Here is a 17,375-nt window from a genome sequence, read left to right as displayed (position 1 = left end):
TCTCATGAATTGCGCAGCCGCCTCTCCGCTGAGAAGAGTACGTTTCCGAGCATGCAGACGGTGCGTAGCTTCTGCCGCATCTGCACCTCGGTGTGCGGCATCCTCGTCGACGTCGACGGTGACCAGGTCGTCCGGGTGCGCGGCGACCAGGACCACCCGTTCTCCCGCGGCTACACCTGCGGCAAGGGCCGGGCGCTGCCCTTGCTGCACCATCACCCCGACCGGCTCGAACGCCCGCAGATGCGCGTCGACGGCGAACTGCGCGACGCCCCGTGGGAGGCGTGTCTGGACGACCTCGGCGCCCGGCTGAAGGACATCATCGACCGGCACGGGCCAGAGTCGGTCGCCTTCTACTTCAGCACCATGGAGAGCGCCGGGTTCCGCATGGCCGAGGCGTTGCACGCGGCGATCGGGACCCCGGCCAAGTTCAGCCCCCTGACCATCGACGGCACCGCCAAGCCGCTGGTCTCCGACCTCGTCGGGGGGTTCATGGGGCTGTCCGGCCGGACGGATTTCGACGACGCCGACTTCCTGCTGCTCGTCGGCGTCAACCCGGTGGTGTCGCACGGTCACGCCATCTCGATGCCCAACCCGACGGGCACCGTGCGCGAGATCGCCAAGCGCGGGCAGGTGTGGGTGATCGACCCGCGCCGTACCGAGACCGCCCGACTGGCCACCGGTCACCTCGCTCCGCGGCCGAGTACCGACCACGCGGTGCTCGCCTATCTGGTGCGCGAGATCCTGCGCGACGGGCACAAGACCGACGTCCCGGTGCAGGGCGTCGACGAACTCGCGGCCGCGGTCGAGCCGTTCACCCTCGAACACGTCGCACAGCTCGCCGACGTCGAGCCCGACGAGCTGACCCGGCTCTGCGCCGCGGTGCGAGCGGCCGACTGCGTGGCCGTCGAGACCGGCACCGGGGTCACCATGACCGCCGAGCGCGGCAATGTCACCCAGTGGCTGGCCTGGGTGCTGATGATCCTCACCGGCGCGATGAACCGGCCCGGCGGTACGTGGTTTCACCCCGGGTTCGCCTACCAGCTCGAGGCTTTCGGCGACCTGCTGCCGATCACGCCCATCGACGGTGCCTTCGGCCCCGGCCCGCGCAGCCGCCCCGAGGCGCAGGCGTTCATCAACGAGTGGCCGTGCGCCGTGTTGCCCGACGAGATCGCGGCGGGCCACATCCGTGCGCTCATCAACGTCGGCGGCAGCCTGGTCACCAGCTTCCCCGAGACCGGAAAGCTGGTGCCCGCCTTGCAGCAGCTCGAGGTGTTCGCCACGACCGAGATCGTCGACAACGAGACCACTCGACTGGCCACCCATGTGCTGCCGACCAAGGACCCGTTGGAGCGGCCGGACATCACGATCCACGACATCCTCAGCGCCCGGGTGTCGGTGCAGTACACCCCGGCGGTCGTCGCACCAGTCGGCGAGCGGCGCTCGATGTGGTGGGTGTTCGCCGAACTCGGCAGGCGGCTCGGCTACGACCTCGGCACGCTCGGCGACCCCGAGTCCAGCACCGACGACGACGTGCTGACCGTCCTGCTGGCCGGCGCGCGGGCCAGATACGACGAGGTGGCGGCCGCGGGCTACGCCGACGCCGAACGCGAACTACCCGCCGGCTGGGTCGACGACCACATCGAGCGGATGGGCGGCTGGCGCCTCGCGCCGCCGCTGCTCGTCGAACAGCTCGCGGCGCTCGAACCGCCGCCACCGCTGGTGCTGGTGCCCCGGAGACAACGCAAGAAGCTCAACGGCCAACTCGACTTCCTCGGCGAACCCGCCGAGATCCTGATCAACCCCGACGACGGCGCGGCCGCGGGCGTCGTCAGCGGGGAGCCCGTGACGGTGCGCAGCGCCAACGGCGAGATCACCGGCGTCGCCAAGGTCGACGACTCGATGCGGCGCGGGGCGGTGTCGATCCCGCACGGCCACCACGGCGCCAACGTCAACCGCCTCACCAGCAAGGACGACATCGACGTCGTGACGGGCATGGTGCGCTACTCCGGCATCGCGGTGAGCCTGCACCCGGGCTGACGCACCCGTCGCCGAATTGCGCGCACCGGCATGATGGAAGGACCCGCGCCGCGCCGCGGACGTCTGCGAAGGGTGTGCATGTTCCTCGTTGTGCTCGGCGCGGTGCTCGGCCTCATGCACCTCTACCTGTGGAACCGGTTGGTCCGCGACACCACGCGCCCGGGCCGGTTGCGGTGGATCCTCACCGCGGTGCTGATCGCGCTCGCGGTGCTTCTCACCGCGGCCCTGGTCCTGCCCCGCATCGTCGGGCCCGACGACACGCGATGGGTGGCCTGGCCCGGATACCTGTGGTTCGGCCTGGCCGCGTACCTGTTCCTCACGTCGCTGATGCTGGAACCGGTTCGACTGATCGCGCGCCGATGGGTGCGACGCGCCTCGGCCGAAACCGAGACCGGCCCGCAGCCAACCACTCTCAACCGCCGACTGTTCCTGGCCCGGACAACCGCCGCGGCCGCGGGCGCCGCGTCGGTCGGCCTCGTCGGCTTCGGCACCGCCACCGCCGTCGGCCCGCCCGACCTGCTCCGGGTGCCGGTGCGCCTCCGCGGCCTCGGCCGGGCCTTCGACGGCTACCGCATCGCGGTGGTGTCCGACATCCATCTGGGCCCGCTGTCCGGTCGCGCGCACACCGAGCGGATCGTCGAGATGATCAACGAGACGACGCCCGACCTCGTCGCGATCGTCGGCGACGTCGTCGACGGCACCGTCGCCGAACTCGGTCCGGCCGCCGAACCGCTCGCCGACCTCGTCGCCCGCGACGGCACCTTCTTCGTCACCGGCAACCACGAGTACTTCGTCGACGACCCGTTCGAATGGCTCCGGGAACTGCAGCGCCTCGGCGCCATCCCGCTGCGCAACGAGGGCACGAAGATCCGGCGCGGCGCGGCGGTGGTCAACCTCGCAGGCGTCAACGATCTCGCCGGCGAATCGCACTCCGACGCACCGGACTTCGATGCGGCCCTAGCCGACCTCGACGTCGCGGGGCCCACGATCCTGCTCGCCCACCAACCGGTCATGGTCGCGGAGGCGGCGGCGCGCGGCGTCGACCTGCAACTGTCCGGGCACACCCACGGCGGTCAGATGTGGCCGTTCCACCACCTGGTCCGGGCTGCACAGCCCTCGCTGGCGGGGCTGTCGATGGTCGACGACACCGCGCTGTACGTGACGCGGGGCGCCGGGTTCTGGGGGCCGCCGGTGCGGGTCGGGGCACCGCCGGACATCTCCGTGCTGACGTTGCACAGTGAGTCGCCGTCGTGACACCCGGGGGACTGCTCCGTATCGAGGACTGCCTGGACGACACCGGAGGCATCGCCGTCCCGGCCGGGGTCAACCTGATCTCGCTCATCGACCGCAACATCGCCAGCGTCGGCGACGCGCCCGCATACCGCTATCTGGACTACACCGGCGCCGACGACGGCCGTGTTGTCGAGCTCACCTGGCGACAGCTCGGTGCGCGCCTGCGGACCATCGCCGCGCGCGTACAGCGGGTCGCGAGTCCCGGTGACCGCGTGGCGATCCTGGCCCCGCAGGGACTCGACTACGTCGCCGGGTTCTTCTCCGCGGTCAAGGCGGGCACCATCGCCGTGCCGCTGTTCGCACCGGAACTGCAGGGCCACGCCGAGCGACTCGACACCGCGCTGCGCGATGCCGAGCCATCGGTGGTGTTGACCACTTCGGCTGCGGCGGCCAACGTGCACGGGTTCCTGGCCGGACTCGACGGCGTCGCGACCCCGCGAGTGGTGCTGCTCGACGAGAAACCCGCCACCGGCGACGAATTCGAACCGGTCGACCTGCGCCTCGACGACGTCTCGCATCTGCAGTACACCTCCGGTGCGACGCGTCCGCCGGTCGGCGTCGAGATCACCCACCGCGCGGTCGGCACGAACCTGATCCAGATGATCCTGTCGATCGATCTGCTGAACCGAAAGGTGCACGGCCTCAGTTGGTTACCGCTGTTCCACGACATGGGACTGTCAATGATCGGCTTCCCGGCGGTCTACGGTGGGCACTCGACGCTGATGTCGCCGACGGCGTTCCTGCGCCGCCCGCAGCGGTGGATCAGGGCGCTGTCGGACGGATCCCGCGACGGACGGGTGGTGACGGCGGCTCCGAACTTCGCCTACGAGTACACCGCGCAGCGCGGCGTGCCGGCGCCCGGCGACACCGTCGATCTGAGCAAGGCGGTGCTGATCGTCGGTTCCGAACCCGTCGACATCGACGTGATCGACGCCTTCACCACCGCGTTCACCCCATATGGTCTGCCGCCGAACGCCTTTCGGCCGTCCTACGGCATCGCCGAGGCGACGTTGTTCGTCTCGACCATCGCGCCGACTGCCCGGCCCGCCGCCGTGCACCTCGACCGCGGCGAGCTCACCAGGGGGCGTGCAGTGCCCGTCGCACCCGACGCCCCCGATGCCGTCGCGCATGTGTCGTGCGGCCAGGTGGCGCGCAGCCAGTGGGCCGTCATCACCGACCCCGACAGCGGGACCGAGCTACCCGACGGCCGGGTGGGCGAGATCTGGCTGCACGGCGACAACGTCGGCCGCGGATACTGGGGCAGGCCCGACGAGTCGCGCCGGACGTTCGGCGCCGACCTCACCACGCGGCTGTCCGTCGACAGCCACGCGGGAGGTGTTGCACCGCAAGCCAGCTGGTTGCGCACGGGAGATCTGGGTGTCTATCTCGACGGCGAGCTGTACGTCACCGGCCGGCGCGCCGACCTGGTCGTCATCGACGGCAGGCAGCATTACCCGCAGCACATCGAGGCCACCGCCGAAGCCGCGTCCCCGATGGTGCGCCGCGGGCACGTCACGGCGTTCACCGTGGGCGACGACGATACGACACTGGTGATCGTCGCCGAACGGGCCACCGGCACCGGTCGCTCCGACCCGGGGCCCGCCGCCGGCGCGGTCCGCGATGCGGTGCAGCGGCGACACGGAATCGCCGCCGCCGACGTGCGTTTCGTCGCCGCCGGCGCCATCCCGCGCACCACCAGCGGCAAGCTGGCCCGCGGCGCCTGCCGGGCGGAGTACCTCAGCGGCAAGCTCGGCCGGTCCTGACCAGCCGGCAGCGCAGGCCGAAGTGGTCGGAGGGAAAGACCCGGGGATGGGCGGTCGAGATCGGTTGCGTCCCGATGAGGTCGATGTCGGCGGGCGTCCAGGCCGACCCCTTCACCAGCACGCGGTCGAACCGCACCTGCCGGTGCTTGTCCCTGCTGTCCAGCCGCATCAGGTTGATCGCCGTGTCCTCGGTGAAGCCGGGCTCCCGCGGCCGCAGCATCGGCCAGACGTCGGTGAAGGGTGCGGCGATCCCAGAATTCTCGGCGTCGCGCATGTTGAAGTCGCCGAGCACGATGGCGTCGTCGGCCGAGCGCAACGCGCCGAACACGTCATCGAGCTGGCGAGCGCGAAGCCCGGCAGACGCCTTGCCGCTGTCGAGGTGCACGGAGGACACGGCCGTTCGGACGCCTGCGGCGGTCAACTCCGCCTGGAGGAATCCGCGGAACATTCTGCTGGGCAACCGGGTGTATGTGACCTCGCGCAACGGCACACGCGAGAGCATCGCCATGCCGTAGTCGCCGACGCCGCCGCCGATCACAGCGGCGCAGAAGTACTGCTCGCGCACCAGGGGATGGGACAGCAGGATGTCGTGCGCGCGGCGGGTCACCTCCTGGAACACCATGATGTCGGGCTCCTGCCGGGTGAGGAGTTCGACGATGGCGTCGTACCTCTCGTCGGCGAAATAGCCGTCGTTCCAGACGTTGAAGGTGGTGAACGTCAGCTCGGTGCGGTCGGTTCCGGCGTACGTCTCGGCGCGGTTCCACCGTCCCGAAGCGAACGCCGTGACCGCGACGCGTCGTTGGCGCGGCGTCAACCATCTGTGGATTCTGTCGAGCACGGGACGCACGCCGTGCATTGTGCACGGGGCCGATCGGACGGCCTACCTGGCAGCCACCTTCTCGCGCACCGTGTCGGTGACAAAACGCGCCATCGACACCGGGCGGAACGCGCGCGCCGCGGCGGTGAGCGCATCGCGGGCTTGGGTGCTGAGCTCGAGATCGGCTGCGGCGACGTTGAACTCGAGCTGCTCGACGCTGGAGGCGCCGGGAATCGCGACGACCCCGGGCAGGCTGATCAGCCACGCCAACGCAACCTGCGCCGGCTTGGCGCCGCCATCGGCGGCGACGTCACGCAGCGTCTGCAGCAGCGGTTCGGCGCGACGCAGGTTCTCGGTGCCGAACAACGGGTTCATCGCCCGCACCCCGCCCGGGCGGTTGTCCACGCCGTAGCGACCACCCAGCAGGCCCTGGGCGAGCGGGCTGTAGGCGATCACGATCCGTTTTTCCCGCTCGGCGAACGGCACGAGGTCCGTCAGCGCCTGCGGATGCGCCAGCGAGAAGTGCACCTGATTGCTGATCACCGGCCGCCCGAGCGCCGCGTCGGCCTTGCGCCACCGGTCCAGCGAGTAGTTCGACACACCGGCCGCGCCGATCACGCCGTCGTCGAGCAGATCACGCATCCCCGGCATGATCACCGAGTCGGGAACCACGGGGTTGGGCTGGTGGATCTGGTAGAGCGGGATGCGGTCCAGCTGCAGGCGCCGCGCGCTGGCGCGTGCCCGCTGCTTGACCACGGCGGGGAACGGGGCAACCGGGAACACCTTGCTGGCGACGGCCACGGCGGCGCGTTCGGCGCCGAGCGCCTCGCCGAGGATGCGCTCGCTCTTGCCCAGCCCGTAGATCTCGGCCGTGTCGAACAGCGTGACGCCCAGCGCGAGCGAGCGCTGCACGATCTCGCGGGCCGCTCCCGAGGCGTACGCATCGCCGTAGCCCCACTCGCGGGAGCCGAACTGCCAGGTCCCGAGGCCGATGCGGCTGACCCGGCCGACCCCGTCGACGTCCAGATACCTCACCAGGCCCACCGTACCCATCTCCCGCAGGCGCCCCGCGTTGGTTTCGCATCGAAGGCGCGCGGGTATCTAGGGCGCACGTTGCTCCACCGGCCCGAAAGGCGTCGACATGCTCGAGTTCATCTGTTCCTCCTGCGGACAGTTCAGCTTGGAAGAGGCCTGCTGCGCGTCGTGCAGCGGCGGCCGGACCAGCGACACCGCCGCCGTCGCTGCGGTGGAGTGACGCGATGAACCTCCTGCGCTCCCTGCACCCGATGGACGTCGCGATGGCGTCGACCAGGTTCTACTCGTCGTTGCCGGTGGTCGGCAAGCGCCTCGAACCGTTCGCCGGCCTGACCGCGATGATGCTGTACGGCGGCCATTACGCGCCCACGGCCGTGCGAGCAATGATCGATCGCCGCATCGGGGGGAGCCCCGAGGCCGCTGCCCCCGCCGACGCCGCCGGTGAACCCGTCGCGACGGCGGGCGCCGGACGCATTCCGCCGTACCTGCGGTTCCGTGCGCAGCGCCAGCGCTGCCTGTACCGCAGTTCCGTGCAATACGGCAGTCACCCGTGCCAGTTGCTTGACGTGTGGCGCCTCCCCGACCTGCCGCCGGATGCGCCGGTGCTGCTGTTCGTGCCCGGTGGCGCCTGGGTGCAGGGGTCGCGCGTGCTGCAGGGTCACACCCTGTTGCACCATCTGGTGAAGCGGGGCTGGGTGTGCCTGACGATGGACTACCGGGTGTCACCGGTGCACCGCTGGCCCCGGCACATCCAGGACGTCAACGCGGCGATCGCCTGGGCGCGCGCCAACGTCGACAAGTTCGGCGGGGACCGGGACTTCGTCGCGGTCGCCGGATGCTCGGCCGGCGGCCACCTGGCCGCGCTGGCCGGCCTCACCCCGGGTGACCCCACCTTCCGCGGTGAGTTGTCCGACGACGCCGATACCTCCGTGGACGCTGTCGTCGGCATCTACGGCCGCTACGACTGGCAGGACCGGTCGACTCCGACCCGCAAGAACTTCCAGAGCTTCCTGGAGCGAGTGGTGGTGGGCCGCAGGCAATCGCGGCACCCGCATGTCTTCGAGGCGGCCTCGCCGATGGCGCGCATCCACGAAGACGCGCCTCCGTTCTTCCTCATCCACGGCCAGCACGACACGATCATTCCCGTGGGCGAGGCGCGGCACTTCCACCGAGAGCTCGGGGCGGTCTCGCGAAACAGTGTGCAGTACAGCGAGATTCCGCGAGCCGGTCACGGTTTCGACCTCGTCGACTCGTCGCACGCGCGGCGCTGTGCGGTCGAGGTGAGCAACTTCCTCGCCGAAGTTCACGAACGTCGCCCGGTCGCCCGCCACGCCGTCGCCGGCTGAGAAGCACGACTCAGATCCCGTACGGCGCGCGCGCCGGGATTCAACCCGGCCGGCACCGAGATTCCCGTTGCGACAACGTGTAACCGGTCGCCGGACGGGTAGCCGTAGACGTGCACGAATCATGGCAGAAGTTCGGTCCTGGGTCGCAGCGCCGAACCCACGACACAGCCGCGTCTGCGGAGGGTCCGACAGTGAGTGCTGGAGGCTGATCCGTGCGCATCGTCATTACCGGAGCATCGGGCAACGTCGGTACGGCGCTGCTGCGGCGACTGGCCGACAGCGACACCGCACACGACGTCGTCGGCGTGGTGCGCAGACCGCCCGAGCCCGGGGACGAGTACGGACGGGTGACCTGGCGTGGCCTCGGCCTCGCCGGCCCGGACACGGCGCCGGAATTGCGCGAGATCTTCGACGGAGTCGACGCGGTGGTCCACCTCGCATGGGGATTCCAGCCGACGCGCAACACCGAATACCTCCACCAGGTCGGCGTCGGCGGCACCTCGGCCGTGCTCGAGGCCGCGCACGCCGCCCGCGTCGGGCAGTTGGTGCACATGTCGTCGGTGGGGACCTACGCGGCCGGCCGCTACGGCAGGCGGGTGGACGAGGCGTGGCCGACCACCGGCATCCCGTCGTCGCCCTACAGCCGCGACAAGTCCGACGCCGAAGCCCTGCTGGACGAATACGAACGAATGCACGGCGGCGAGGGGATCACGATCGCGCGGATGCGGCCGGGGTTCATCGTGCAGCGTGTCGCCGCCAGTGGCCTGATGCGCTACGCGCTGCCGGGGTACGTGCCGATGCTCGCGGTCGGCCTGCTGCCGGTGCTGCCGCTGGACCGGCGGCTCTGCATCCCGTTGATCCACGCCGACGACGTGGCCGACGCGGTGGTGCGGGTCCTCGAGCGCCGGGCCGGGGGGCCGTTCAATCTGTCGGCAGAACCACCGCTGACCCGCGACCACGTGGCCGAGGTCCTGGGCGCGAAGGCCGTCCACCTGCCATCGGCGGTGCTCGGCGCGCTCGTCGACCTCAGTTGGCGGGCACGCCTGCAGCCGATCGACCGCGGCTGGCTGGACATGGCGTTCAGCGTGCCGCTTCTGGACTGCGCACGCGCCGTGCGCGAACTGGGCTGGCAGCCTCGGTGGTCCTCGGTCGACGCACTCGCCGACGTCATCCGCGGCGTGGCACAGGAGGCGCACACCGAGAGCCCGCCGCTGCGCCGCAGGTCGATGCTGGAACAACTGCACCGCGACCTCACCGAGGGGCTGTTGACCACCAGGCGGCTGCCGTAACCGATGGCAACGATCCACGAACCGGTGGTGATCATCGGCGCCGGGCCCTGCGGCCTGGCGATCGCGCGCCAGTTGAAGCACGAGCACGGCATCGACGCGTTGGCAGTCGACCGGGCGGCCGAACCGGCGTCGTCGTGGCGCAATCGCTACGACGGGTTCCGCCTGAACACGTGCGGCTACTGGTCGCACCTGCCGGGCCAACGCATCCCCCTGCGCTACGGGCGCTGGCCCGAGCGCGACGACATGGTTTCCTACTTCGACGACTACGTGCGGCACCAGCGGTTGCGAATCAGGCTCGGCGTCAACGTCGTTCGGGTTGACCACGAGGGTGACGGCTGGGTGCTGTCCGTCGACGGCGGTCGGCTGCGGTGCGCGGCGGTGGTCGTCGCGACCGGCAACTACCACACCCCGACGCTGCCGGCTTGGCCTGGCGCCGAGACGTTCACCGGGGACCTGCTGCACTCCGCGCACTATCGCAACCCGCGGCCGTTCGCGGGCCGAGACGTGCTGGTCGTGGGGGCGGGCAACTCGGCAACCGACATCGCGCTGCAACTGAGCGACGACGTGGCGGCCCGCGTCCGAATGGCGGTGCGCACGCCGCCGCATCTGGTGCCGCGGGCCGCCGCGGGCATCCCGGTCGACGCGTTCAGCGCGGCGTTCAGCAGGATGCCGGTTCCGGTGCTGGACCGGGCGGCGGCCGTCATGCGCCGACTGTGGTTCGGCGATCTGTCCGACAAGGGTCTGCCCGCGCCGCGACAGGGCATCTACTCCGCGCTGCTCGACGACGAACAGATCCCGACCCTCGGTGACGAGCTCGTGCCGCGCATCAAGGACGGGCGCATCGAGATCGTCGACGCCGTGTCGTCGTTCGCAGGCGCCCGCGTCGTGCTGGCCGACGGCACCGCGTTGACGCCGGACGTGGTGATCGCGGCGACCGGCTACCGCCACGGCCTCGAACCGCTGGTGGGCCACCACGGCATGCTCGACGAGGCGGGCAAGCCGAAGGTCAACGGGCTGCCCGCGGCCGCGCCCGGGCTGTGGTTCGCGGGGTTCGACGAGCCGCTTATCGGGCCCCTGCAGTCGTTCCGTTTGCAGGCCTCACCGATCGCGAGGGACATCGTCGGCTGGCTGGACGGCAGTGACGAAGGTCATTGCGCGAGAACAAGATCATCGGGATCGTCGTCGACCCGCGTTCGTTGAACGGAGCGTGACACCCATGGTCGAACACGACGCGGCGCCGCGGCGTTCCCCGACCGAGCTGGCCGACCGGCTGCTCGACATCAGGCGGATCTATCACGAGCCCGGCATCGAGCGGCTCCCCCGCGCGGCCGAGGTGCTCGAGCACTTCCCCGACGCCGAGCGCATTCAAGTGTTCTCGCACCAGGCGATACCCGGCTTGTACGGCAACGAGGGCAACGTCCGGGGTCTGCACGCCGCGTGTCGTGTGCAAACGCGCGCGCTGGCGGGTATTCGATACCCACATCGTCCGAGGAGGAGTGATGGCGAAAGATCACGGATCCAGCGTCAAGAACGACAAGCAGTACGAAGGTCTGCGCAAGAAGGGCATGAGCAAGTCGCGGGCCGCGGCGATCGCGAACTCGCCGGGATCGTCGAGCCGCGGCGGTAAGAAATCGGGCGGCGGCAAGAAGAAGAGCAGCTGACGATGAGTTCGCCTCGTTGAGTCGGTCATAACCTGCGAGTGCATCCACCACCGCAGGAGGACCCGATGTCGACGAACGAAATCACCACCCGTCCGACCGCGCTGCCACCGGTCGTCGACCACGACACCTGGCGCGCCGCGCTCGACGACCTGCGTCGGCGGGAGAAGGCCGCCACCCGCGAACTGGACGCGATCGCGGCCCAGCGCCGTCGGCTGCCGATGGTGCGGATGCCGGACTACACCCTGATCGGCGAGAACGGGCCGGTGCGGCTGGCCGACGTGTTCGAGGGCCGTTCGCAGCTGATCGTCTACCACCACATGTGGACCGACGGCGCCGAGTGGCAGTGCGGCGGCTGCACCGGGTTCACCTCCCAGTTCACCCGGCTGGAGTTCCTCGACAACTATGACGCCCGCTTCGTCATCGTGACGAACGGACCGATCGAGGAGGCGCTGGCCTACCGCACCAAGGTCGGCAACAAGATGGACTGGTACTCGTCGGCCGGCAGTTCGTTCGGCGCCGACGTCGACGCGCCGCCGGGGGGTGGCTTCGCGGTCAACGTGTTCCTGCGCGACGACGACACCGTCTACCGCACCTGGCACACCAACGGCCGCGGCACCGAGCAGCTCAGCCACTCGTTCGCGCTGATCGACGCGCTGCCGTGGGGCCGTCAGGAGCAGTGGCAGGACTCGCCGCAGGGTTGGCCGCAGCGACCGACCTACTCGGGTTGGCTGGACTCACCCGACATCGCGCGGATCTACGGCCCCGGCGCCGACTGAGTCGCCGTCGGGATCGATCCGCGTGGCGGTGGCATCCTGGCGTCATGGGCCTCGTCATCCGCCTGCTCGAGCTGCTGATCGTGCTCGTGCCGCTCGCCGGCGTGCTGTACGGCGGATGGCGCGCCTTCAACGCGGCCAAGAACCGCCAGGGTGACCGACAGCCCCGGCTGCCCGAGCCGGACCCCGCCGAGCGGCCGAGCACGTCGCCCGCCGTCCAATGGCAGGCGATCACCCGGGCGGTCAAGGCGCACGACCACACCGACACCCGGTGGCTCGAATACGAGCTGGACATCGCCAAGCTGCTCGACTTCCCGCTGATGACCGACATGCGCAATCCGCTCACCGAGCGGTTCCACCGCAGCAAGGTGCGCGCCGACCTGTTGCGTCCGGCGAAGGCCGAGGACCTCGTCGATGACGGGGACGCCACCCGCGAATACGTCGACGCCGTCACCGACTACGTCACCTCGTTCGATGCCGCGGAGCGCGAGGCGATCCGGCGGCGGCGCAGCGACTTCTCGAAAGCCGATCAGCAGCGCCTCGCCCGCGCCCAGAGCATGCTGCGCATCGCCACCGACACCGCCGCCACCCCTCAGGAACGCGAGCGTGGCTACGCACTCGCGCGCCGCGAACTCGACGGCCTGCTCGTGTTGCCCGAGTCCACCCGCGCGGCCATCGAACGCGGCATCGCCGGTGAACTCGACCGGTAAACCGCTCGACCCACACCTCGTCGACGTGCGGAGTCAGCTCGCGTCGGCAGATCTCGCGGACGGCGTCCTCCTGGCCGCACGGCCCGTAGGCCGCTAACCGCCCGCGCCGCCCGCGCCGCCGTCGTCTCCGGCATGCGCCTCGTCGTTCTGCGCATCGGCCGGCTCGGAAAGCTCGGCCGGCTCGGGCTCGTCATGTTCGGGCTCGTCGTCGGGTTCCTCCAGATGCTCGGTGCCCGGCACCCCGCCGAGCGCCGCGATGACCGTCTTCACCCTGTCGGCCTCGTCCTCGGTCGGGATCTCGCCGGCTTCCAGGTCATCGATGAGGTCGACGCGCAGCCCGGCTCCGTTGGCCACCTCCTGCGCCGACAACCGGGCGTGCAGCCTGGCGGCGTACAGCTGCTGCCCCAGGCTCGCGCCCGGCGCAGCTGCCGCGCGGCACATCAGGCGGTCGTAGCGCTGCCGCACGTCGCTCAGCGCGACGATCACGCCGGCGGTGGAGCGGCTGCGACCGGCGGCCTCGGCCAGTCCCGAGCGCAACTTGCGCATACCCGACAGCACGATGTCCGCGCGGTCGTGAAACCTGTTGTCCTCCGGGAACGGCAGGGCATCGATCGCTGCCGTGTACATGTGCATCGCCGCCTCGGAAAGGCTGACGATGACGGAGGATTCACCTTCTTGCGGCAGGGAATTGTCCATCGGCCCTCGATTCTCTCGCAATGCATTTCGTGGTGCTACGCAGCCGACACGCCTGTCGGCCGCAGCCCTCTGCTCGACGCGAGCACGGGTCGAGGTTAGCGTCAACGTGACTCGGGTACATCGCGAGCGGGACGTTGGGCGGGGGTTTGGGTCGGGAATGGCCGACGAGGGGAGGCCGAGAGTGACCGAACTGGCGCAACGCACGTCGGACGACGAATCGACCACTGCTGCCGAGGATTTCGACGACGATTCCGCGTCGAGCAACGAACCCGGACCGGATCAGGCTCCGTCCTCATGGTTCGCCGGCAGGCAGGCGCAGAAGGGCTTGGTATGGGTCGCCGGTGCCGGGCTCACGGTGCTGGTCATCGCGTGGATGGTGATGCTCAGTCCCGGTGAGACGGGCTCGCGAGCGGACTGGTTCTTCGGCGCCGCCGTCTTTGCCCTCGGTCTGGTGACGGTGTGGCAGACGCAAACCATCCTTCGGCGCGCGGCCCGTGACGCCACCGAGGCGGCCGATCGTCTGCGCGCCGAACTCGCCGCCGCCGAAGTGCGGGCCGCGCGCCAGGTCGCCCTGCTTCGGTCGCTGCACGAAACCGAGCGGGAGGCGCAACGCGAACTGACGCACGCGGAGATGGAGGCGCACCGCAACCTGGCCCGCGCCGAACTCGGGGCGCAGCGCGACCTGGCCCGCGTCGAGCGCGACCGCCTGCTGGCTCAGCAGCAGAAGATGGCGATCACCGAGGTGTCGCGGGCGGTCAACGCCCACACCCACGTGCTGGCCACGTTGTGGGACGACAGTGCGCGCATACTGCGCATGGCCGACCGCGAACAGCGGGAGCGGGCGATGCGGCCGATCTTCGACCAGATCGGCCAGGTGGTGAAGGACTTCTCGGTCGAACTGGCCAACGCCCAGCTGCTCATCGCCGACGACCGGTTGCACCGTGCGCTGCTGCGCGTCAACGAGGCCGTGCTGGCCGCGATGCGGGTGGCCGAGGACGTGCACGTCGCCGTCGTCGAGGGCGAAGCCCCCGAGCCCAACCCGGTACCCGCCGCGCAGCGGCTGCTCTACGAACGCGCGGCCGAGGCCCGCCACCTCGCGTGGCAACTCGTGAGGACCAGCCTGGACGACTCCGCCGGGAAAACGGGACCCTAACCGACGGGCGGGTGCGGATAGGGCGGCGGCACGGGCATGCACAGTCCGGTGCTGGTATCCAGCGCCTTGCCGTCGACGCAGAACGACGCGCACCCGTAGATGACACCGGTCTGACCTGGCGGGCAGCAGCAGTTGCCGGGCTGGGCCGAGGCTGTCATCGACACGACCGGAACCGCCCCGGCCGACAGCGACACCGCGAGCAGCGCCGCGGTCACGAACCGTCGCACAGTCATCTTCATCGACTCCTATCGACCGACCTAGTCGCATCCCCGACCGGCGCTCAGTCTATGGCGTCACGTCCCGCAGAAGGTTCGATACCTGCCGAAGTCCTCCGGCGCGGGTTCGGCGTAGCGCTCGAGTCCGGGCCGCTCGCCGTACGGCGCGGTGATCGTGTCCAGCAGCCCCTGCAGCGGCGCCAGATCGCCGGCGGTGGCGGCGGTCAGCGCCTCCTCGACGAGGTGGTTGCGCGGGATGTAGACGGGGTTGACGCGCTCCATCGCCTCGGCATCCGGGCCCAGCGCACGCCACCGTGCCAGCCAGCCGTCGAACGCCGCCAGGTCGACGAAGAGCCCGCGCACGGGTTCGGCGTCGCCGCGGGCGGCCGCGCCGAGATGGCGGAAGAACGAGGTGAAGTCGACGTGGCTCTGCTGCAACTGTGCGATCAGGTCGTTCATCAGCGGCACCGCGACGTCGTCGGGAAGGTCCTCGGCGAGGCCCAGCTTGGCGCGCATACCGCAGGCCAACGCATCCTGGTACAGCTCGCCGAAGCGGCCGAGGCTGTCCTGCGCACGGGCCAGCGCCTGCTCCTGGTCGTCGGCGAAGAGCGGCAACAGCGCCTCGGCGAGCCGGGCGAGGTTCCACGCCGCGATCGTCGGCTGGTTTCCGTAGGCGTAGCGGCCCCAGGAGTCGATCGAGCTGAACACCGCCTCCGGGTCGTAGGCCTCCATGAACGCGCACGGGCCGTAGTCGATGGTCTCGCCGGAGATCGTCATGTTGTCGGTGTTCATCACGCCGTGCACGAACCCGACGAGCATCCACTTCGCCACCAGCGCCGCCTGCACCGCGACCACCGACTCGTACAGCCCGACGTAGCGGTTGTCCGCCGCGGCGGCCTGCGGGTGGTGGCGGGCGATGGCGTGGTCGGCCAGCCGCCGAAGCAATCCGCCGTCTCCGGTGTTGGCGGCGTACTGGAACATGCCGACGCGTAGGTGGCTGCGGGCCACCCTGGCGAGCACCGCACCCGGCAGCGGTGTCTCGCGCTGCACCTGGCGCCCGGTGGCGACGACGGCCAGCGACCGCGTCGTCGGGATGCCCATGGCGTGCATCGCCTCGCTGACGAGGTACTCACGCAACATCGGCCCGACGGCGGCCAGCCCGTCGCCGCCGCGCGCGAACGGCGTCGCGCCGGAACCCTTCAGGTGCAGGTCGCGAAGGTCTCCGTCCGGCGTGGTGAGCTCACCGAGCAGCAGCGCGCGCCCGTCGCCGAGGCGGGGGACATACCCGCCGAACTGATGCCCCGCATAGGCCTGCGCCACCGGCGTCGCCGCGCCGGGCACCAGCGTGCCGGTCAATAATCGCAACCCCTCCGGACCGCGCAACCACGCCGCGTCCAACCCCAGCTCGCCCGCCAACGGTTCGTTGAGCACCAGCAACCGCGGATCGGGTGCGGCTTCGGCCTGCCAGCGGACCGCCAGCTCGGGTAGCTCACGGGCGAAACGGTCGCCGAACGCGACGGTGGAGGGGGCAACGCTCACTCCCTCCACAGTACGGAGCGGCGGCGGAGGACGTCGGCGCTGCAAAGCGCGCCCTGTATGGTGATGCACCCGGGAGGAGCGCGGATAGTGGTCATCGGAGACCTGCCGTGCCGCGGGAAGTAGCAGTCACGATCGAGGAGCAGCCTGGTGACGCTGAACACCATCGCGCTCGAGCTCGTGCCGCCGAATGTCGAGCGCGGGCACGAGCAGGCGCTGGAGGATGCGCACAAGGTGCTGCGGTGCGCCGCGGAGACCGGGCTCGACGGCCGCATCCGGCACGTGATGATCCCCGGGATGATCGAAGAGGACTCCGATCGGCCCATCGAGATGAAGCCGAAGATGGACGTGCTCGACTTCTGGTCGATCATCAAGCCCGAATTGGGCGGGATGCACGGGCTGTGCACCCAGGTGACCGCCTTCATGGACGAGCCGACGCTGCGCACCCGGCTGACCGACCTGTCCGGCGCCGGATTCGACGGCATCGCGTTCGTCGGGGTGCCGCGCACGATGAACGACGGGGAGGGTACGGGCGTCGCACCCACCGATGCGCTGTCGCTGTACGACGACCTGGTGCCCAACCGCGGCGCGATCCTCATCCCCACCCGCGACGGGGAGCACGGCCGGTTCACCTTCAAGTGCGACCGTGGCGCCACCTACGGCATGACGCAGCTGTTGTACTCCGATGCGATCGTGGGCTTCCTGCGCGAATTCGCTGCGAGCACCGACCACCGGCCCGAGATCCTGCTGTCGTTCGGGTTCGTGCCGAAGCTGGAAACCAAAGTCGAACTGATCAATTGGCTGATCCAGGATCCCGGGAACCCGGCGGTTGCAGACGAGCAGGAATTCGTCAGGCGGTTGGCTGCCACCGATCCGGGCGAGAAGCGCAAACTCATGCTCGACCTGTACAAGCGCGTCATCGACGGCGTCGCCGACCTCGGCTTCCCGCTGAGCATCCACCTGGAGGCGACCTACGGGGTGTCCGTCCCGGCGTTCGAGACGTTCGCCGAGATGCTGGACTACTGGGCGCCCGACAAGCCATAACCGTTGA

The 17,375-nt window shown here is 70.1% G+C and carries 16 protein-coding genes; 11 read left to right on the top strand and 5 right to left on the bottom strand.

Annotated elements, in window-relative coordinates; translation table 11 throughout:
* Window positions 1-51: 51 nt before the first annotated feature.
* From ABGB19_RS15335 to ABGB19_RS15325, 3 genes are all read left to right on the top strand, one after another.
* Entirely contained in the window at window positions 52-2,037 is a 1,986-nt protein-coding gene (locus ABGB19_RS15335; RefSeq protein WP_347686831.1) for a molybdopterin-dependent oxidoreductase, read from the top strand.
* Window positions 2,038-2,115: 78 nt separating this feature from the next.
* Entirely contained in the window at window positions 2,116-3,291 is a 1,176-nt protein-coding gene (locus ABGB19_RS15330) for a metallophosphoesterase (protein ID WP_347686830.1), read from the top strand.
* Window positions 3,288-5,093 carry a fatty acyl-AMP ligase gene (locus ABGB19_RS15325; protein ID WP_347686829.1) on the top strand — a complete coding sequence of 602 codons (1,806 nt, stop codon included), beginning with the start codon at window positions 3,288-3,290 and terminating at the stop codon, window positions 5,091-5,093. The genes ABGB19_RS15330 and ABGB19_RS15325 overlap by 4 nt, the downstream gene beginning before the upstream one ends.
* Here the strand turns inward: ABGB19_RS15325 and ABGB19_RS15320 are convergent.
* Together ABGB19_RS15320 and ABGB19_RS15315 are read right to left on the bottom strand one after the other, a co-directional pair.
* Complete coding sequence (locus ABGB19_RS15320; protein WP_347686828.1) at window positions 5,068-5,940, bottom strand: endonuclease/exonuclease/phosphatase family protein; 873 nt, start codon at window positions 5,938-5,940, stop codon at window positions 5,068-5,070. The genes ABGB19_RS15325 and ABGB19_RS15320 overlap by 26 nt on opposite strands.
* Window positions 5,941-5,973: 33 nt before the next feature.
* Window positions 5,974-6,945, bottom strand: coding sequence for an aldo/keto reductase (locus ABGB19_RS15315; RefSeq protein WP_347686827.1), 972 nt, complete (start codon window positions 6,943-6,945; stop codon window positions 5,974-5,976).
* A 224-nt stretch (window positions 6,946-7,169) separates the two neighbouring features.
* Here ABGB19_RS15315 and ABGB19_RS15310 point away from each other — a divergent pair, with 224 nt between their 5' ends.
* From ABGB19_RS15310 to ABGB19_RS15285, 6 genes are all read left to right on the top strand, one after another.
* Complete coding sequence (locus tag ABGB19_RS15310; protein ID WP_347686826.1) at window positions 7,170-8,291, top strand: alpha/beta hydrolase; 1,122 nt, start codon at window positions 7,170-7,172, stop codon at window positions 8,289-8,291.
* Window positions 8,292-8,503: 212 nt separating this feature from the next.
* Window positions 8,504-9,580 carry an NAD-dependent epimerase/dehydratase family protein gene (locus tag ABGB19_RS15305; RefSeq protein ID WP_347686825.1) on the top strand — a complete coding sequence of 359 codons (1,077 nt, stop codon included), beginning with the start codon at window positions 8,504-8,506 and terminating at the stop codon, window positions 9,578-9,580.
* 3 nt (window positions 9,581-9,583) lie between these two features.
* Window positions 9,584-10,780, top strand: a complete 1,197-nt coding sequence (locus ABGB19_RS15300; protein ID WP_347686824.1) for an NAD(P)/FAD-dependent oxidoreductase — start codon at window positions 9,584-9,586, stop codon at window positions 10,778-10,780.
* A 299-nt stretch (window positions 10,781-11,079) separates the two neighbouring features.
* Complete coding sequence (locus ABGB19_RS15295) at window positions 11,080-11,241, top strand: hypothetical protein (protein WP_347686823.1); 162 nt, start codon at window positions 11,080-11,082, stop codon at window positions 11,239-11,241.
* A 65-nt stretch (window positions 11,242-11,306) separates the two neighbouring features.
* Complete coding sequence (locus tag ABGB19_RS15290; protein ID WP_347686822.1) at window positions 11,307-12,017, top strand: DUF899 family protein; 711 nt, start codon at window positions 11,307-11,309, stop codon at window positions 12,015-12,017.
* 44 nt (window positions 12,018-12,061) lie between these two features.
* Window positions 12,062-12,724: a hypothetical protein gene (locus tag ABGB19_RS15285; protein ID WP_347686821.1), complete on the top strand. Its 663-nt coding sequence runs from the start codon at window positions 12,062-12,064 to the stop codon at window positions 12,722-12,724.
* 93 nt (window positions 12,725-12,817) lie between these two features.
* On the opposite strand, the gene ABGB19_RS15280 is transcribed toward ABGB19_RS15285, so the two are convergent.
* The gene (locus tag ABGB19_RS15280) at window positions 12,818-13,420 is read right to left on the bottom strand and encodes an XRE family transcriptional regulator (protein WP_347686820.1); all 603 of its coding nucleotides are present in this window, start codon (window positions 13,418-13,420) and stop codon (window positions 12,818-12,820) included.
* A 181-nt stretch (window positions 13,421-13,601) separates the two neighbouring features.
* Here ABGB19_RS15280 and ABGB19_RS15275 point away from each other — a divergent pair, with 181 nt between their 5' ends.
* Window positions 13,602-14,573 (top strand): hypothetical protein, encoded by a 972-nt coding sequence (locus ABGB19_RS15275; RefSeq protein ID WP_347686819.1) that lies wholly within the window; start codon window positions 13,602-13,604, stop codon window positions 14,571-14,573.
* Here ABGB19_RS15275 and ABGB19_RS15270 read toward each other — a convergent pair.
* Together ABGB19_RS15270 and ABGB19_RS15265 are read right to left on the bottom strand one after the other, a co-directional pair.
* The gene (locus ABGB19_RS15270; protein WP_347686818.1) at window positions 14,570-14,806 is read right to left on the bottom strand and encodes a hypothetical protein; all 237 of its coding nucleotides are present in this window, start codon (window positions 14,804-14,806) and stop codon (window positions 14,570-14,572) included. The genes ABGB19_RS15275 and ABGB19_RS15270 overlap by 4 nt on opposite strands.
* 60 nt (window positions 14,807-14,866) lie before the next feature.
* Window positions 14,867-16,327: a protein adenylyltransferase SelO gene (locus ABGB19_RS15265; protein WP_347686817.1), complete on the bottom strand. Its 1,461-nt coding sequence runs from the start codon at window positions 16,325-16,327 to the stop codon at window positions 14,867-14,869.
* A 147-nt stretch (window positions 16,328-16,474) separates the two neighbouring features.
* Between ABGB19_RS15265 and ABGB19_RS15260 the strand changes: the two genes are divergently transcribed.
* Window positions 16,475-17,368 carry a mycobacterial-type methylenetetrahydrofolate reductase gene (locus ABGB19_RS15260; RefSeq protein WP_347686816.1) on the top strand — a complete coding sequence of 298 codons (894 nt, stop codon included), beginning with the start codon at window positions 16,475-16,477 and terminating at the stop codon, window positions 17,366-17,368.
* Window positions 17,369-17,375: the final 7 nt, after the last annotated feature.

Source organism: Mycobacterium sp. B14F4 (assembly GCF_039871645.1).
Lineage (GTDB): Bacteria > Actinomycetota > Actinomycetes > Mycobacteriales > Mycobacteriaceae > Mycobacterium.
This window is presented reverse-complemented; position numbering and strand designations above follow the sequence as displayed.

What these genes read in the sequence shown, in the direction of transcription:
- ABGB19_RS15310 (WP_347686826.1), top strand. Translation starts at nt 7,170, where the DNA reads ATGAACCTCCTGCGCTCCCTGCACCCGATGGACGTCGCGATGGCGTCG.
- ABGB19_RS15285 (WP_347686821.1), top strand. Translation starts at nt 12,062, where the DNA reads ATGGGCCTCGTCATCCGCCTGCTCGAGCTGCTGATCGTGCTCGTGCCG.
- ABGB19_RS15295 (WP_347686823.1), top strand. Translation starts at nt 11,080, where the DNA reads ATGGCGAAAGATCACGGATCCAGCGTCAAGAACGACAAGCAGTACGAA.
- ABGB19_RS15280 (WP_347686820.1), bottom strand. Translation starts at nt 13,420, where the DNA reads ATGGACAATTCCCTGCCGCAAGAAGGTGAATCCTCCGTCATCGTCAGC.
- ABGB19_RS15290 (WP_347686822.1), top strand. Translation starts at nt 11,307, where the DNA reads ATGTCGACGAACGAAATCACCACCCGTCCGACCGCGCTGCCACCGGTC.
- ABGB19_RS15330 (WP_347686830.1), top strand. Translation starts at nt 2,116, where the DNA reads ATGTTCCTCGTTGTGCTCGGCGCGGTGCTCGGCCTCATGCACCTCTAC.
- ABGB19_RS15335 (WP_347686831.1), top strand. Translation starts at nt 52, where the DNA reads ATGCAGACGGTGCGTAGCTTCTGCCGCATCTGCACCTCGGTGTGCGGC.
- ABGB19_RS15270 (WP_347686818.1), bottom strand. Translation starts at nt 14,806, where the DNA reads ATGACTGTGCGACGGTTCGTGACCGCGGCGCTGCTCGCGGTGTCGCTG.
- ABGB19_RS15300 (WP_347686824.1), top strand. Translation starts at nt 9,584, where the DNA reads ATGGCAACGATCCACGAACCGGTGGTGATCATCGGCGCCGGGCCCTGC.